General features: G+C 71.0%; 13 protein-coding genes. 6 read left to right on the forward strand and 7 right to left on the reverse strand.

Going from position 1 to position 15,903, the window contains the following annotated elements; translation table 11 throughout:
* Positions 1-24: 24 nt before the first annotated feature.
* The 6 genes from ACO06I_RS23045 to ACO06I_RS23070 all read left to right on the forward strand — a co-directional run bounded on the left by ACO06I_RS23045 (position 25) and on the right by ACO06I_RS23070 (position 6,983).
* Positions 25-1,056, forward strand: a complete 1,032-nt coding sequence (locus tag ACO06I_RS23045) for an ATP-dependent DNA ligase (protein ID WP_421934954.1) — start codon at positions 25-27, stop codon at positions 1,054-1,056.
* Positions 1,057-1,088: 32 nt separating this feature from the next.
* A complete protein-coding gene (locus ACO06I_RS23050; protein ID WP_421934955.1) occupies positions 1,089-2,690 on the forward strand; it encodes a peptide chain release factor 3 in 1,602 nt (533 codons plus the stop codon).
* Between the two features lie 4 nt (positions 2,691-2,694).
* Positions 2,695-3,591 (forward strand): class I SAM-dependent methyltransferase, encoded by an 897-nt coding sequence (locus ACO06I_RS23055; RefSeq protein ID WP_421934956.1) that lies wholly within the window; start codon positions 2,695-2,697, stop codon positions 3,589-3,591.
* Entirely contained in the window at positions 3,588-4,322 is a 735-nt protein-coding gene (locus ACO06I_RS23060; protein WP_421934957.1) for a pseudouridine synthase, read from the forward strand. Before ACO06I_RS23055 ends, ACO06I_RS23060 begins: the two co-directional genes overlap by 4 nt.
* A 158-nt stretch (positions 4,323-4,480) precedes the next feature.
* Positions 4,481-5,854 carry a hypothetical protein gene (locus tag ACO06I_RS23065; protein ID WP_421934958.1) on the forward strand — a complete coding sequence of 458 codons (1,374 nt, stop codon included), beginning with the start codon at positions 4,481-4,483 and terminating at the stop codon, positions 5,852-5,854.
* A gap of 73 nt (positions 5,855-5,927) precedes the next feature.
* On the forward strand, positions 5,928-6,983 hold the full coding sequence (locus ACO06I_RS23070) for a TonB family protein (RefSeq protein WP_421934959.1): 1,056 nt from the start codon (positions 5,928-5,930) through the stop codon (positions 6,981-6,983).
* Here ACO06I_RS23070 and ACO06I_RS23075 read toward each other — a convergent pair.
* From ACO06I_RS23075 to ACO06I_RS23105, 7 genes are all read right to left on the reverse strand, one after another.
* Positions 6,980-8,077 carry a DUF2336 domain-containing protein gene (locus ACO06I_RS23075; RefSeq protein ID WP_421934960.1) on the reverse strand — a complete coding sequence of 366 codons (1,098 nt, stop codon included), beginning with the start codon at positions 8,075-8,077 and terminating at the stop codon, positions 6,980-6,982. The genes ACO06I_RS23070 and ACO06I_RS23075 overlap by 4 nt on opposite strands.
* Positions 8,078-8,085: 8 nt before the next feature.
* Complete coding sequence (locus ACO06I_RS23080; RefSeq protein ID WP_421934961.1) at positions 8,086-8,769, reverse strand: hypothetical protein; 684 nt, start codon at positions 8,767-8,769, stop codon at positions 8,086-8,088.
* Between the two features lie 74 nt (positions 8,770-8,843).
* Positions 8,844-9,602, reverse strand: a complete 759-nt coding sequence (locus ACO06I_RS23085; protein WP_421935118.1) for an ABC transporter permease — start codon at positions 9,600-9,602, stop codon at positions 8,844-8,846.
* A gap of 5 nt (positions 9,603-9,607) precedes the next feature.
* A complete protein-coding gene (locus ACO06I_RS23090; RefSeq protein WP_421934962.1) occupies positions 9,608-10,357 on the reverse strand; it encodes an ABC transporter ATP-binding protein in 750 nt (249 codons plus the stop codon).
* A 10-nt stretch (positions 10,358-10,367) separates the two neighbouring features.
* Positions 10,368-11,384, reverse strand: coding sequence for an ABC transporter substrate-binding protein (locus tag ACO06I_RS23095; protein WP_421934963.1), 1,017 nt, complete (start codon positions 11,382-11,384; stop codon positions 10,368-10,370).
* A 75-nt stretch (positions 11,385-11,459) separates the two neighbouring features.
* Entirely contained in the window at positions 11,460-13,529 is a 2,070-nt protein-coding gene (locus ACO06I_RS23100; RefSeq protein WP_421934964.1) for an ATP-binding protein, read from the reverse strand.
* A 524-nt stretch (positions 13,530-14,053) separates the two neighbouring features.
* Positions 14,054-15,856 carry an ABC-F family ATP-binding cassette domain-containing protein gene (locus ACO06I_RS23105; protein WP_421934965.1) on the reverse strand — a complete coding sequence of 601 codons (1,803 nt, stop codon included), beginning with the start codon at positions 15,854-15,856 and terminating at the stop codon, positions 14,054-14,056.
* Between the last annotated feature and the right edge of the window lie 47 nt (positions 15,857-15,903).

Consider the following 15,903-nt stretch of genomic DNA (forward strand, 5'->3'; position numbering starts at 1 on the left):
GGAGTCTTCCGGTCGGAGCCTTGCGTGAACCTCCCAGTCCCCCTCGATCTGTCGCCCATGGAGGCTAGGCTGGTGGCCGCCCTGCCCGATGAGCCGGGTTGGCGGTTCGAACCCAAGTGGGATGGCTTCCGCTGCCTGGCCTTCAAGGATGGCGCTGAGGTCCAGCTGCAATCGAAGTCGGGCAAGCCCCTCACCCGCTACTTCCCCGAAATGGCCGCGGCCCTGGCCGCCCTGCCCGTCGAGCGGTTCGTCCTGGACGGCGAACTGACCATCTCCGTGGACGACAAGCTCTCCTTCGACGCCCTGCAGGCGCGGCTGCACCCGGCCGCCAGTCGGGTGGAGAAGCTCAGCCGCGAGACGCCGGCCCAGTTCATCGTCTTCGACTGCCTGGCCGGGGAGGACAGCAAGTCCCTGGTGGCCCTGCCGCTCAGCGCCCGGCGGATCGCACTGAAGGCCATCGCGGGCAGATTCAAGGGCTCCGAGGCCATCCGCCTCTCGCCAGGAACGGAGGACCGCGGGGCGGCCGCGGCCTGGCTGAACCAGTCCGGGGGCGCCCTGGACGGCGTGGTCGCCAAGCGGCTGGACGAACCCTACCAGCCCGGCGAGCGCGCCATGCTGAAGGTCAAGCAGCTGCGCAGCGCCGACTGCGTGGTGGGCGGGTTTCGCTATGAGAAGGACTCGAAGTTCGTCGCCTCCCTGCTCCTCGGCCTCTACGACGAGCAGGGCCTGCTGAACCACGTCGGCTTCACCTCGATGATCAGCGACGCCGAGCGCCCCGGCCTGACGAGGAAGCTGGAAGCCCTGGTCGGGCCGCCGGGCTTCACCGGCAAGGCGCCGGGCGGTCCCAGCCGCTGGACCACCGATCGCACCGCCGAGTGGTCGCCGCTGAAGCCCGAGCTGGTGGTGGAGGTCCGCTACGACCAGGTCACCGGCGCCCGGTTCCGCCATGGGACCCGCCTGCTACGCTGGCGGCCGGACAAGGCGCCGGCCCAATGCACCCTGGAACAGCTGCAGCCGGAGGCCGCGCCGGCTCGGGTGATCGCCGCGATCGGCTAGCGTCGGGGCTCCGCCTGCGCTAGTCCCCGCCCATGAGCAATTCTCCCGCCGCCGAGGCCGCGCGCCGGCGCACCTTCGCCATCATCTCCCATCCGGACGCCGGCAAGACGACCCTGACCGAGAACCTGCTGCTGGCGGGCGGCGCGATCCGCGCGGCCGGCGCGGTGCGGGCCCGCGGCGAGAACCGCCGGACCCGGTCGGACTGGATGAAGATCGAGCGCGAACGGGGCATCTCCGTCTCGGCCAGCGTCATGACCTTCGACCACGCCGGCCTGATGTTCAACCTGCTGGACACCCCGGGCCACGAGGACTTCTCGGAGGACACCTACCGGACCCTGACGGCCGCCGACGCCGCGGTCATGGTGCTGGACGCCGCCAAGGGGATCGAGCCCCAGACCCTGAAGCTGTTCGAGGTCTGCCGCCTGCGCGACATCCCCATCGTCACCTTCATCAACAAGATGGACCGCGAGGCCCAGGACCCCATCGAGCTGCTGGACGAGATCGCGTCGAAGCTCGCCCTCGACCCCGCGCCGCTCTACTGGCCGGCCGGCTCGGGCGGGCGGTTCAAGGGCATGCTGGACCTGCGCACCCAGCAGTTCCTGCCCTTCGCCAAGAAGACCGCCGACAACAAGGACGAGGGCCACCCCGCCGCCGTCGCCTTCAAGGGCAATGCGATGGTCAGCTACCTCGACCCCGAGGAGCAGGCTGAGCTCGAAGAGACCTCCATGCTGGTGGGGGAGGCGTCGAAGCCCTTCGACCCCCAGGCCTTCCTGGAGGGCCACATGACCCCGGTCTTCTTCGGCTCGGCCCTGCGCCACTTCGGCATCGACCAGCTGCTGGCGGGCCTGGGCGCCTACGCCCCGCCGCCCAAGGCGGTGGCCGCCACCAAGGGCGGCGAAGCCACCCACATCGCCCCGGGCGATCCCGAGGTCACCGGCTTCGTCTTCAAGGTCCAGGCGAACATGGACCCCAACCATCGCGACCGCATCGCCTTCCTGCGCCTCTGCTCGGGCAAGTTCGCCCGCGGCATGAAGCTGAAGGTGCAGAACACCGGCCGGCAGCTGTCGGTCAACGCGCCGATCATGTTCTTCGCCTCCGACCGCGAACTGGCCGAGGAGGCCTTCGCCGGCGATGTCATCGGCATTCCCAACCACGGGGTCCTGCGGGTGGGCGACAGCCTGTCGGAGACCGGCGCCATCCGCTTCGCCGGCCTGCCCAACTTCGCCCCGGAAATCCTGCAGCGGGTGCGGGTGAAGGATCCGCTCAAGGCCAAGCACCTGAAGAAGGCGCTGGAGGGCTTGGCGGAGGAGGGGGTGACCCAGCTCTTCCGGCCGCAGTTCGGCGCGGACTTCATCGTCGGCGCCGTGGGGCAGCTGCAGTTCGAGGTGATGGCCGACCGCCTGGCCAACGAATACCAGCTCGAGGTCCAGTTCGAGGCCAGCCCCTTCGCCGAGGCCCGCTGGGTCACCGCCGCCAAGGCCGAGCTGGAGGACTTCGTCACCAAGCACAAGACCGCCATGGCCACCGACATCGACGACCAGCCGGTCTTCCTGGCCAAGTCGGCCTGGGAGCTGGGCTATGTGATCGAGCGCTATCCGCAGGTGGCCTTCCATCGCACCCGCGAGCGGGGCTAGGCCCGTGGCCGGCGCGATCGTCTACGGGAGCCCGCCCTATGGCCTGGTGGAGGTTCCTGCCGGCGCGGTTCAGGTCTCGCCGATCCTGACGGGCTCCACCGCCCTGGAGAGCCTGGCCGATTCCAGCGTCGACGAAGCCGTCATCGCCGCCCCGCCGGGCACGGCCGAGCGCGACCATGCCCTGGCCCAGGCCCTGCGGGTCATTAAGCCCGGCGGTCGCCTCACCGCCTTCGCGCCCAAGGACAAGGGCGGCTCGCGCCTGAAGAAGTCCCTGGAGGCTTTCGGCTGCGAGGTCTTCGAGGAGTCCCGCAAGCACAACCGCATCTGCACGGTGGAACGCCCTGAGCATCCCCCCGGCCTGGAGGCCGCCATCGCCAAGGGCGCGCCGCGCGCCGTCGGCGGGTTCTGGACCCAGCCCGGGGTGTTCAGCTGGGACCGGGTCGATCCGGGCAGCGCCCTGCTGCTGAAGAGCCTGCCGCCGCTGAAGGGCAAGGGCGCGGACTTCGGCTGCGGGATCGGCATCCTGGCCCTCCAGGTCCTGGCCGCCCCGGAGGTCACGACCCTGACCCTGGTGGACATCGACCGCCGGGCCATCGAGGCCGCGCGCCGCAATGTCGACGACTCTCGGGCCGCCATCGTCTGGGGCGACGTGCGGCAGGCCGGCCTCACCGATCTCGACTTCGTCGTGATGAACCCACCCTTCCATGACGGCGGGTCCGAGGACCGGGCGCTGGGGGTGGCCTTCATCGAGACCGCCGCCAAGGCCCTGCGCAAGGGCGGGACCTGCTGGCTCACCGCCAACCGTCACCTGCCCTATGAGCGGCCTCTGGCCGCGGCTTTCTCCAAGGTGGAGCTGAAGGCCGAGGCCGGCGGCTACAAGATCTACGAGGCGCGCAAGTGAGCAAGCCGCCGATGGCCCGGCTCGATCGGCTGCTGGCCAATCTGGGCTATGGCTCCCGGCGCGAGGTCAACGCCCTGGTCCGCGCCGGTGGGGTGGTGCTGGATGGGGTCACCCTGAAGGACGCCGGGGCGAAGGTCCCCATCGTCCGCGACCTGCCCGCCCGCATGACCATCTCCGGCGCTCCGGTCGATCCCCCCGCGCCGCTCACCCTGATCATGCACAAGCCGCTGGGCGTGGTCTGCTCCCACCGCGAGCCGGGGCGCAGCATCTATGAGCTGCTGCCCGCCCGCTGGCGCGCCCGCATGCCGGGCCTCTCCAGCATCGGTCGGTTGGACAAGGAGACCTCGGGCCTGCTGCTGATCACCGACGACGGGGATCTGCTGCACCGGGTGATCTCGCCGCGCCACCACGTGGCCAAGCGCTACCTCGCCACCCTGGACCGGCCGATGAGCGGGGAGGAGGGGGCGATCTTCGCCGCCGGCGCCCTGATGCTCGAGGGGGAGGACAGCCCGCTCGCGCCGGCCGAACTGGAGGTTCTCTCCCCCACCGAGGCCGCCCTGACCATCACCGAGGGCCGCTACCACCAGGTGCGCCGGATGTTCGCCGCCGTCGGCAACCACGTCACCGCCCTCCACCGCGACCGCATCGGCGGCCTGTCGCTGCCGGCGGACTTGGCCCCCGGCGCCTGGCGGGTGCTGGACCAGGCCGGCGAGGCCTCGATCTTCGGATAGGCGCCACTTTTCGCCTCAAACGCGAAAATTCGTATTCCGTTAACCATAAACCACTGATTAACCACTTGTTTACGATCTCGGACCCGGCTTTGCTCCTTCCGGTCTGAACCCAGGTCAGGCGTCCCGTGTTGAGACGCCAGGGTGATCGGAGCCGCGACATGTTCGAGTTCGGTCGAGAATTGAAGCGCCTGTTCGGCGCCGAGGGCCTGAACACCCCGCGCGACGGCCTGACCGGCGGGGACTCCTCCCTGCTGGAGCTGCTGGACCTGGAGCTGCTGAAGGCCGAGGCCAAGGCCGCCGACGTGGCCGCCGGCCGCATCGGCGCCGCCGACCGCGCCCAGCGCAAGCTCGAAGCCGCCATCGTCTGGCGCGAGGTCGCCCGCCGCTCCGGCGACGCCGTGGCCCTGCGCAAGGCCGCCGCCACCGCCGAGGCCGCCGCCGACCTCTTCGACCGCAACCGTCGTCCTGACGGCTGGGCCCGCGCCCGCTGCGAACAGGCCTACTGCGCCATGCTGGGCGCCGAGCTGTTCGGCGACGAGGGCCTCAACGCCGCCGCCGACCTGGCCTTCCGCGAGGCCCGCGCCGCCGCCCGCGGAGGCCTGGCCCTGCCGCTGGCCGATGTCGGCATCGCCGCCCTGGAGGGCCGCGCCCGCATGGCCGCCGGCGACGCCCAGGCCGCCCGCGTCGTCGCCGCCCGCTTCACCATCCCGATCCAGGGCCTCACCGTCCTGACCAAGCGCTGCCGCGCCGCCCGCCTGCTGGCCGTCGAGGCCCGCCTGGTGCGCGCCGACCTGCTGCTGGGCTGGGGCGCGCGGCTGAAGGACAGCGGCCTGCTGCAACAGGCCCTCGACGACGCCGAGGCCGCCATTTCCGGCATGGACCCCGCCTACGAGCCCCTGAGCTGGGCCCGCGCCGCGGCCCTGCGCGGCCAGGCCACGGCCCTGCTGGGGGACGCCGCCGGCCAGATCGAGAGCGTGGCCGCCGCCATCAACCAACTCGCCGACGTGCTCAACGACCTGTCGCGGGAGCACAGCCCCCTGGACTGGGCCCGCATCCAGACCTCGCTGGCCGAGAGTCTGCAGGCGCTCGGCGAGGCCGGCGCCAGCGAGCGCGCCTACGAACAGGCCGTCACCTGCTACGACCGCGCCGCCATGGTGCTCAGGGAGATCCCGGCGCTCGCCCTGCGCGCCACCGCCGCCTCCAACCGCGCGCTTTGCCTGGCCCGCTCGGCAGAGCTCTCCGGCGACCTCAATGTGCTGGACGCCGCCGAGACCGCCTTCCGCATCGAACTGACCGCCATGTCGCCGGGGCGCGATCCCACCGCCTGGGCCCTGCTGCAGGTGAACCTGGCCCGCCTCTACGAGGCCCGCCTGGACATCACCGGCCGCGACCGCGGCGAGCGCGCCGCCGCCGCCCACGCTCTGAACGCCGCCCTCGACGTCTTCGCCGAACAGGGCCTGCGCTCGCTAAGCATCATCGCGTCGGACGCCCTCAACCGCCTGACCCACGGCTCTCCGAGGCCCGCCTTCTAAGTCCCAAGATTTAGACTCCTCAACCCTCGGGTGCGCATGCCAAGCTGCGCCTTGGGTTGGGGGAGCGCCTGTGATGCGTTGGAATGTTCTGGGTCCCGTGCTGCTTGGCGCGGCGACGATGGCCTCGTCGGCCCTGGCCGCCGACACGATCGTCCACGCCACTTGGCTCACCCGTCCGCGAGCGGAAGACTTGCTCGGGGTCTGGCCATCCGAGGCGCTGAAGCGAGGGCTCGGGGGGCGCGCGGTCCTGTCCTGCACGGTCACCACCACCGGGGCTCTCGTCGAGTGCCAGGTCGCCAGTGAGAGCCCGCCGGGCGCCGGCTTCGGACAGGCGGCGATCGCCTTAACCCCTCAATTGCTGATGTCCCCGGCGACCCGCAACGGCGTCCCGTTCGCCGAGGCTGGGGTCAAGATCTCCATAAACTTCACCGGCGCCGGACCCGAGACCGGTTCCCGCATCGGCGGCCAGATGAGCCTGGCCCCCATCCCGGTCAGGGCCATCTCCGACGTGCCCTGGATCGAAGCGCCCACCTACGACCAGGTGGTGGCGGCCTATCCGCAGAAGGCGCGGGACAAGGGAGTCGCCGGCCACGTCGTCCTGAGCTGCACCTTCAAGTCCGACGGCCGCCTGACCGGCTGCTCCACCGTGCGCGAGGAGCCGGACGGCTATGGCTTCTCTGGCGCCGCCCGCAGCTTGGTGGGCGCTTTCACCGCGCCCACGACCATCAATGGCCGCCCGGTCAGGGCCGCCACCCTGCAACTGCCGGTCTCCTTCGAGCCCAAGATGCTGGACCCCAACCACCCCACGGTCGGCAAGCCGCAGTGGACGGTGCTGCCCGAGGCGTCCGACTTCCAGGCGGGCTATCCGAAGGCCGCCCTGGCCGCGGGCGTTCTCAAGGGCCGCGCGGTCGTCAGCTGCGTGGTGGCGCCCGAGGGCAGGCTGGCGGACTGCTCGGTGGCGAGTGAAGAGCCCACGGGCCTCGGCTTCGGCGCGGCCGCCTCCGCCATCGCGCCGCAATTCCGTATGGGAATCTGGACGCCGGACGGCCTGCCGACCGTGGGCGCGCGCATCAAGGCCCCGATCCGCTACGAGCGGCCCGAAGCCGACGCCCCCGCCCCCAAGCCCTAGGCGGCGGCGACGTCGCCGGTCTGGCGGCGCATGCGCCAGAAGCGGATGGTGCGCTGGGCGGCTTCCAGGGGCAGGGATTCGTAGAGCTGGCCATATTCCCGGGCCCGGCCCATGGCGTTGGAATCCCGGTCCAGGATCAGCACGGCGAAGGTCAGGTACAGCGAACGGTCGAAGCCCGCCGCCTTGCAGACGATGGAGAGCGCATCCAGCTCGCGGCGCTCCAGGATGCGCCGGGCGGTGTGGAAATCGATGTCGGCCAGCTCGCACAGGGCCACCAGGAACTTGGTGGTCTCGCGGTTGCGCAGGAAGCCGGCCAGGACCGGCGGGGTGATGGCGCCGCGCAGGCGCAGGATGCGGACCGCCTTCTCGGCCTCGGCATAGTCGCCGGGCAGGGCGCCGTCGCGGGCGGCCAGGCGCTTGCGGCCGGCGGCCAGAGCCTGATCCAGGGCCTCGGGGTCGACCTCGGAATTGCGCTCCAGGATCTGGTCGCGCAGCCGGGCCTCCACCACGAAATACATCTCGTTCAGCAGGTCGACGGGCAGGGCCTTCCGGGCCACCACGGCCTGGTGCAGGGCCGGATTGTCGAGCGCGCGGTCCACCACCATCTCGTGGGTCTCGCGCGACATCTCGGCCCCCGAATTGGCCAGCAGGGTCCCGAGCGTCTCGTCGTCGCCGCGTTCCACGATGGCCTCGGACACCGACATCGGCACCACGGGGCGCTGGGAGATGGCGCGCAGGTGGTCCTGGCCGCGCGTGCGGGCCACCGACAGCAGGTCGTCCTCGGTGAGCGCGGTGGAGCCTTCCAGCAGGGGACGGGCCACCTCGATGGAGGCGTCGCGCGCCAGCGCCCGGATCAGGCCCGCCGGCGCGGGATCGGCGCCGGACATGCGCTGGGCGAGCTCGGCGCGGACGGCTTCCTCCATGTCCCCGGCCAGTTGGGTCAGGACATCGTCGAACAGGGCCATCTCGCCGGGCGCGCGGGGATCGTCGGTGGTGAAGAACAGGTCGGTGACGCCGCGCAGCAGCTCACGCCGCCGCTCGCTGGAGGGCTCCTGGGCCAGTTCGATCAGGTCGTGGAGCTTGGTGCGCGTCATCTGGGCTCTCAGAACGGGCGGCCGTCGCCGTCGTCGGACTCGTCGCGGCTGTCGTCGTCGGTCGTCTTGGCCTTGGGCGCGTCGGGGGGGCCGATGAAGACGTAGCGGTCGCCGGCCGGCGGCTCGGGGATCAGGTCGGGCTCCAGGCCATAGGCGCGGTGCACGGAATAGAGCTTGGAGGAGCCGCCCACGCTGCGCGCCGTCGCCGAGGCGTCGGCCAGCCGCTGCGGCGCGGCGATCGCGGCCTGTTCCGGCAGGGGGGGCGGGCCGCTGTAGAGGCTTGAGGGCAGGGGCGCACGGATCGGCGGCGAGGCCGGCTGCTCAAGGGACGGGGCCGGCGGCGCTGCGCGCGGCGCCTGAAAGGGCGTCTGTGGCGTGAAGGGCTGGTAGGCGGGCGGCCGGTAGGTGGTCGCCTGGCGCTCGCCGGGGGGCGGGGCCAGCTCCGCCGGGGGCGGGGCCTCCTGGCGGCCGCGGGAGAACTGGCCGGCCAGGGCCATGGGCTCGGGCCGCGCATAGGGGCTCGGCTGGCCCGACGGGGTGGCGTAGGCGCGCTTGTTGGACCAGGTCAGCATCGGGCCGGCGGGCGCCGGCGCCTCGACGGGCGCGCGCGCCTCGTAGCGGGGGCGATCCTCCTCCTCGGAGGCCGGATGGGCCGCGCGGAGCATGGCGGCGATGGCGAGACCTAGGCGCATGATCGGCGAAAGCTAGCCGCCGCCGCTTAACCCTGAGCTAACAGCCGTCTTTAACCCTGGCCTAACGGGCGCCCTTAACGGCCGCGCCACCAGGCCAGTCCGACCCGCTCCGCCCGCTCCAGCAGGGCGTGCAGGACCACCCCCATCAGCCCCAGGACCACCAGGGCCGCGATCATGCGGGCCGTCTGCAGCTTGTTGCCCGCGTCCAGGATCCGCCAGGCCAGGCCGCGCACCCCGCCCGACCCCGCGCCGAACTCGGCCACCACCGCCCCGATCACCGCCAGGCCGGCCGCAACCTTATGACCTTCCAGCAGAAACGGCACGGCCGAGGGCAGGCGCAGGCGCAGGACCCGCTGCAGGCGGCTGGCGCCATAGAGATCGAACAGCCGCTCCAGGTCCGGGTCGGCGGCCTTCAGGCCGGTGACCGCCCCGGAGAAGATCGGGAAGAAGGCCACCAGCACCGCCAGGGCCACGATGGCCCGCTCGGGATGGTCGATGCCCGCCCAGATCAACACCAGCGGGGCGATGGCCACCACCGGGGTCACCTGCAGCACCGAGGCCAAAGGCCGCACCGCGCGGTCGGCCAGGGGGCTCAGGCCCACCACCAGGGCGATGGCCTGGGCCGCGATGCTGGCGATCACCAGGGCGATCAGGGCCACCGACAGGGTGTTCCAGGCCGCCTGCATCAGGCTCGTCGTGTCGGTGGCCAGCGCCACGGCGACGTCGGAGGGGGCGGGCAGGAAATAGGCCGGCACGCCGGTGACTCGGCAGGCGATCTCCCAGCCGGCCAGCAGCAGGGCGATCAGGGCGAAGGGCGCCAGCAGGTCCAGCAGCTTGCTCATGCCGCCGCCTCCGAGCCCTTCACCAGCAGGTCCGACACCGCCTCGGCGGCATGGCGGAACTCCGGGGTGGTGCGATAGCCGATCAGCCGGGGCAGGTGGCCCGCCACCTCGATCTCCCCGGCGATCCGGCCGGGGCCGCGGGTCATCACCGCCACGCGGCTGGCCATGTAGGCGGCTTCCTCGACATTGTGGGTGACGAAGACGATGGCCGGCTTGGTCTCGCGCCACAGCTTCAGCACGTCGTCGGCGAGAGCCCGGCGCGTGATCTCGTCCAGGGCCGCGAAGGGTTCGTCCAGCAGCAGCAGGCGTGGCTCGGTGACCAGGGCCCGGGCGAGGGAGGCGCGCATGGCCATGCCGCCGGAGAGCTGGGCGGGGCGGGCCTGCTCGGCGCCGGCCAGGCCGACCCGGGCCAGCGCTGCGGCCGCCAGGTCGCGGGCGCCATTGCGCGAGGCGCCGGCCAGCTCCAGGGGCAGGGCGACATTGGCCTGAGCGGTCATCCAGGGGGCCAGCGTCGGGGCCTGGAAGACCACCGAGGTCTCCCCGCGCCCGGCGGTCCGCGTCACCGTCCCCCGGGTCGGCTGCTCCAGGCCCGCCAGCAGGCGCAGCGCCGTGGACTTGCCGCAACCCGACGGCCCCACCAGGGCGACGATCTCGCCGGGCGCCACGCTCAGGGTGAACGGTCCCAGCGCGCGGCCGCGCTTGGGGTAGTCGACTTCAACGGCCTCGAGGGCGACGACGGGCGGCATCAGCGGCGGGCTACTTCGCCGCCGGCGGCGCCACGAACTGCAGGGTGTAGGCCTTCTTGTAGTCCAGGGTCTTGGGATAGACGCCCTGGTCGGAGGCGAGCTTGAAGAACTCGGCCCAGCGGGCGTCGCTCATCGTGCCGATGCCGGCGGTCTTGGCCTCGCCGCCGTCGACGATGCCGTACGACTTCATCTTCTCACGGGCCTGGTCGAGGACGTCCTGGGCCATCTCGGGATTGTCCTTGCGGATCAGCGCGTCGGCCGGCTTGGGATCGCCGTAGAGATAGTCGTGCCAGCCCTTGGCCGAGGCCTCCACGAAGGCCTTCACCGCCGCCGGATTGGAGTCGATCAGGCTCTGCGGGACCATGATCATGGTGGCGTAGCTGGGATAGCCGTTGTCGGCCAGGAGGAAGACCTTGGGCTTCATCTTGGCCTCCTTCTCCAGGGTGTAGGGCTCGCTGGTGACATAGCCCTGCTGGGCCACCCGCTTGTCGGCCAGGAAGGGAGCGGAGTTGAAGGTGTACTTGCGGATCTGGTCGTCGGTGAACCCGTACTTGGACTTGAGCCAGACCCAGAAGGCGGTGACCGAGGCGTCCGACAGCAGGATGGGATGGCCCTTCAGGTCGCCGATGCTCTCGATCCCCTGGTCGGGGTGGGCGATCAGGACCTGCGGGTCTTTCTGCATCATGGCCGCGACGGCCTTCACCGGCACGCCCTCCTGGGCCATGTTCAGGGCGATGAAGCTGTTGGAGCCCATGCCGGCCTGGACCGCGCCCGACGCCAGCAGCTGCGGCACGTTCACCCCGGGGCCGCCCTGGACGATCTGCACGTCCAGGCCGCGCTTGGCGTACTCGCCGTTGGCCAGGGCCTCATAGAATCCGCCGTGCTCGGCCTGGGCCCGCCAGTCGGTGGCGAACTTGATGACCGTGGGCTGGCCGGCGGCCGGGGCGGTCTCGGCCTTCTTGGCCGGAGAGCAGGCGACGGCGAGGACCGCGAGGGCGGCGACGGCGATGGCGCGCAAGGCGTTCATGATCTCTCCCCAACTTGGATCGCTCTTAAGCCTAGGGCGTGACGGCCCCGCTTCCAAGATGGGTTGGCCAGGTTTCTAGGCCGCGTTGTCCCTGGCTCGCGCCTCGTCGAGCCACCGGGCCAGGACGCCGTGCAGGGCCTCGATCTGGATCGGCTTGCCGACCGCGTCGTTCATGCCGGCCTTGAGGCAGCGGGCCTCCATCTCGGGCATGACGTCGGCGCTCATGGCGATGATCGGCAGGGTGGCGCAGCGGCCCCCAAGGGCCCGGATCAGGCGGGTGGCCTCCAGGCCGTCCATGCGAGGCATGTGGACGTCCATCAGGATCAGGTCGACGCCGCTGTCGCGGGCGGCGGCCACGGCGTCCTCGCCGTTCTCGGCCAGCACCACCTCGCAGCCCAGCAGGGTCAGGACGGTGGCCCCCAGCTCGCGGTTCACAGGGTGATCGTCCACCAGCAGCACCCTGGCGCCCAGGTCGCCGATCTTGCGCATGCCCGAGGCCGGTTGGGTCACGGTCTCGGCCAGGGGCGCGTCGATCTCGAACCAGAAGACCGAGCCGAAGCCCTCGGCGCTGTCGAGGCCGATGCGGCCGCCCATCAGCTCGGTGAGGCCCTTGCAGATGGCCAGGCCCAGGCCCGTGCCGCCGTGCTCGCGGGTGACCGTGGCGTCGGCCTGGCTGAACCGCTTGAACAGGCGGGTGGCCTGTTCGGTGGGGATGCCGATCCCGGTGTCGGTGACCACGAAGCGCAGGATGGCGGCGTCGCCCGCGACGGTCGCGTCCAGGTCCAGGCGGACCCGTCCGCGCTCGGTGAACTTGATGGCGTTGGAGAGCAGGTTCAGCAGAATCTGCCGCAGCCGCAGGTCGTCCATCATCACCGGGCGATCGACCTCGCCGTTGGCGGCGAACTGCAGGTCCAGGCCCTTGCGGCGGGCCGCCTCGGCGACGATCGCCAGGGTCTCCTGGGCCATGGCCCGGGGCTCGATGGCCCGGGGCGATAGCTCCACCTCGCCGGACTCCATCTTGGAGAAGTCCAGCACGTCGTTGACGACATTGAGCAGGGAGGAGCCCGCGCGGTCGATCAGGGTCAGCTGGCGGTGGGCGGCCTCGGGCAGGTCGCCGCGCTTCATCAGCACCTCGGTGAAGCCGATGATGCTGTTCATCGGGGTGCGAATCTCGTGGCTCATATTGGCCAGGAACTCCGACTTGGCGCGGCCGGCGGCCACGGCGCGGGCCTGGGCGGCGCGGGCCACCCGGGTGCGGCTGGCCCACAGGCGCTTCAGGCGCTTCTGGTCGGCGATGGCCAGCGCGGTGGCCAGCGCGGTGAAGAAGCTGATCCCGATCAGGAACTGGACCCCGCGGGTCTTCTGCAGCAGGGTCCAGGTGGCCCCGGTGTGGGTCTCCTGGGTCCCCAGAACCAGGCTGGTGGAGACCGAGGCCAGCATCATCGCCGCCACCGCCGCGCCGCGCGGGCGCAGGCGGAAGGCGATGAGGGTCATCAGCGGAAAGATGATGATCGGGGTCGGGAAACGCACCGGCGTGAAGGCCAGCACGCTGCCGGCCGCCATCAGGCAGTAGAGGCCGAACTGCTCGGGCCAGTCGCGGTGGAAGTCGCGCACTGCGTCGGACCGGGCGATCAGCAGGATGGCGGGCAGGGCGATCGCCATCCCCAGGCCGTGGGCGTAGAACCAGGTGCTCAGCACGGAATCGAAGCTGCGCCCGAACAGGGTCAGGACGTCGGCGGCCACCACCGAGCTGGCGGCCGTCGCCGGCACGACGGCGAACAGCAGCAGCTTGGCCACCCGCTTGAGGCTGGTGAGCCGCATGGTCTGGCCGCAGGCCTTGCGCGCCAGCCAGGCCGTCGCGAAGGCCTCGGCGAAGTTCAGCACCGGGAAGGCGAAGCCGATCCCCATGGGGTTGCCCAGCAGCAGGCCGGCGCCCCAGTTGAGCAGGAAGCAGAGCACCGCCGCCGGCACGCTCCAGCGCCAGGGCAGCAGCAGGAAGGAGGCCGCCAGGATGCCGTTCGACAGCCAGATGGCCGCGACCCCGGTCTCGCCCTTTGACAGGCCCAGGCTGAACAGCACGCTGGCCGTGAAGGCCAGGGTCAGGCTCACGGTCAGGATCAGGTTGCGCGATGGCTTGGGCGGCATCGAGGGTCCTTAAGAGGCCCCGCGATGATGACTCATTCTGGTGGCGAAAGGCTTAAGCTGTGCCAAGTCGGGACATATTGTCGCAACGAACCGGGTAGCGCCCATAGCAAGAGGGCGGCGCAGCGGTTTCCCGTCACGTCGCCCTCTCATCCAGATCCGTTGGGGGATCTGCGTCTCCAGGTCGGATGCGACTTCGAACGCGGGGTTACCCGCAGGTTTCCATCGCCGCCGGTGTCCTTTGGTGGTTCCGGTCCCGACTTTCGCCGCTTCCAGGTCCCCAGAGAACCTCCTGCTCGCATCGTCGAACCCGTTTCCGTGTCCGTCAGCGCCGCAGTCCCTCTCGACCCCTTGATCTTTCCCCCGAACCCTCTATCAAGCAAGCGTCGCGACTTGCCCCGATGTGGGCGAAGGCTCGAATCCCGGTGGACATCCTGTGGATGTTTTGGGGATTTTCCGGGAATTTCCTTTAAGAACCAGCGACGAAATCTATCCACAGCATTCGCGTGGCTGGAGCGAATCAGTCCCTACCGCCCCGCTTCCAGGGCCTCACGCATCTCCTCCAGGGTCATCCAGTCCTCCTCGGCCTTGGCCAGTTCAGCCTGGGCGGCGGCGTGGGCCTTGGTCAGCCGGTCGAAGCCGGCGGGATCGCGGGTGTAGAGGGCCGGATCGGCCATGTCGGCCTCCAGCTTGGCAATCTTGGCCGGCAGGCTGGCCATCAGGCCCTCGGCCTCCTTCAGCCGGTGCTGGTCCTTGAAGGAGAGCTTGGTGACCTTCTTGGGTTCGGCGGGCCTGGCCGCCGCCTTGGGGGCGCTGGCCGGGGCGGGCGCCTCGCCGATGGCGCGGAAGTAGCCGGGGTTCTGGCGCAGGAAGTCCTGCCAGCCGCCGGGGGTCTCCACCACGTCGCCGCGGCCGTTCAGGGCGATGGTGGAGGTGGCCAGGCGATCGATGAAGTCGCGGTCGTGGCTCACCAGGATAAGGGTGCCCTCGAAGTCGGCCAGCAGGTCCTCCAGCAGGTCCAGGGTGTCCATGTCCAGGTCGTTGGTGGGCTCGTCCAGGATCAGCAGGTTGGCCGGCGTGGCCAGCGCCCGGGCCAGCAGCAGGCGGTTGCGCTCGCCGCCGGACAGGCTGCGCACCGGCTGGCGGATCTGGGCGTCGGTGAACAGGAAGTCCTTGGCGTAGGCGTTCACGTGCTTGGGCTGGCCGCGCACCATCACCTGGTCGCCCCCCAGGGGGGTCAGGACGTCGCGCAGCATCATGTCGGGCTTCAGATCGGCCCGGGCCTGGTCGATATAGGCCGTCTCCAGATTGGCCCCCAGCTTCACCGAGCCGGTGTCGGGGGCGATCTCCCCCAGCAGCATCTTCACCAGCGTGGTCTTGCCCGCCCCGTTGGGGCCGACGATGGCCACCCGGTCGCCGCGCAGGATGCGGGTGGAGAAGCTCTTCAGCAGGGTTCGGTCGCCGAAGGCCTTGGAGATTCCCTTGGCCTCGATCACCCGCTGGCCCGACAGGCCGGAGGAGGCGATGCCCATGTTCATCTCGCCGCGGGTGTCGCGCAGGCGCTCGACCTTGACCTGGCGCAGCTCCATCAGGGCGCGGCGGCGGCCCTCGTTGCGGGCCCGGCGGCCGGTGACCCCGCGCTGCAGCCAGTACTCCTCCTGCTCCAGTTTCTTGTCGATGCGGCGGCTCTCCTCGACCTCGGCGGCCAGGATCTGCTCGACCCAGGCGTCGAAGGCGGCGAACCCCCTGTCGAGGCGGCGCACCTTGCGGTGCTCCAGCCAGAAGCAGCGCTGGGTGGTGCGCTCCAGGAAGGCGCGGTCGTGGCTGACGATGACCATGGCCGCGCGGCTGCGGGTCAGCTCCGCCTCCAGGGTCTCGATGGCCAGGATGTCCAGGTGGTTGGTGGGCTCGTCCAGCAGCAGCAGGTCGGGGTCCTCGGCGAAGGCGCGGGCCAGCGCCACGCGGCGGATCTCGCCGCCGGACAGGCCCGCCGTCGACTTGGCCGGGTCGATGCCGAAGATCGCCAGGGCCGCCTCGGCCTCGTGTTCGGCGGCGCCGCCGGCGGTGACGTGCTCCAGCAGGGTAGAGCCGACGATCTCGGGCTCCTGGGGCACATAGGCGATCCGCGTGGCCGGCTGCACGGCGCGCTCGCCGTCGTCGGGCTGGATCTGGCCGGCCAGCAGCTTCAGCAGGGTGGTCTTGCCCGCCCCGTTGCGTCCCACCAGGCAGGCGCGCGACCGCGGCTCCACCGACAGGTCGACGCCGTCGAACAGCATTTTCGGTCCGTCGGCCAGACGGACGTTCTTCAAGGCGAGGATGGGTGGCTTCATGCGGCGTCCGACATAGCGAGGCGCGGGCGCGAAGCAAGCCTTACAAG

It is taken from the genome of Phenylobacterium sp., from assembly GCF_965229015.1.
GTDB lineage: Bacteria > Pseudomonadota > Alphaproteobacteria > Caulobacterales > Caulobacteraceae > Phenylobacterium.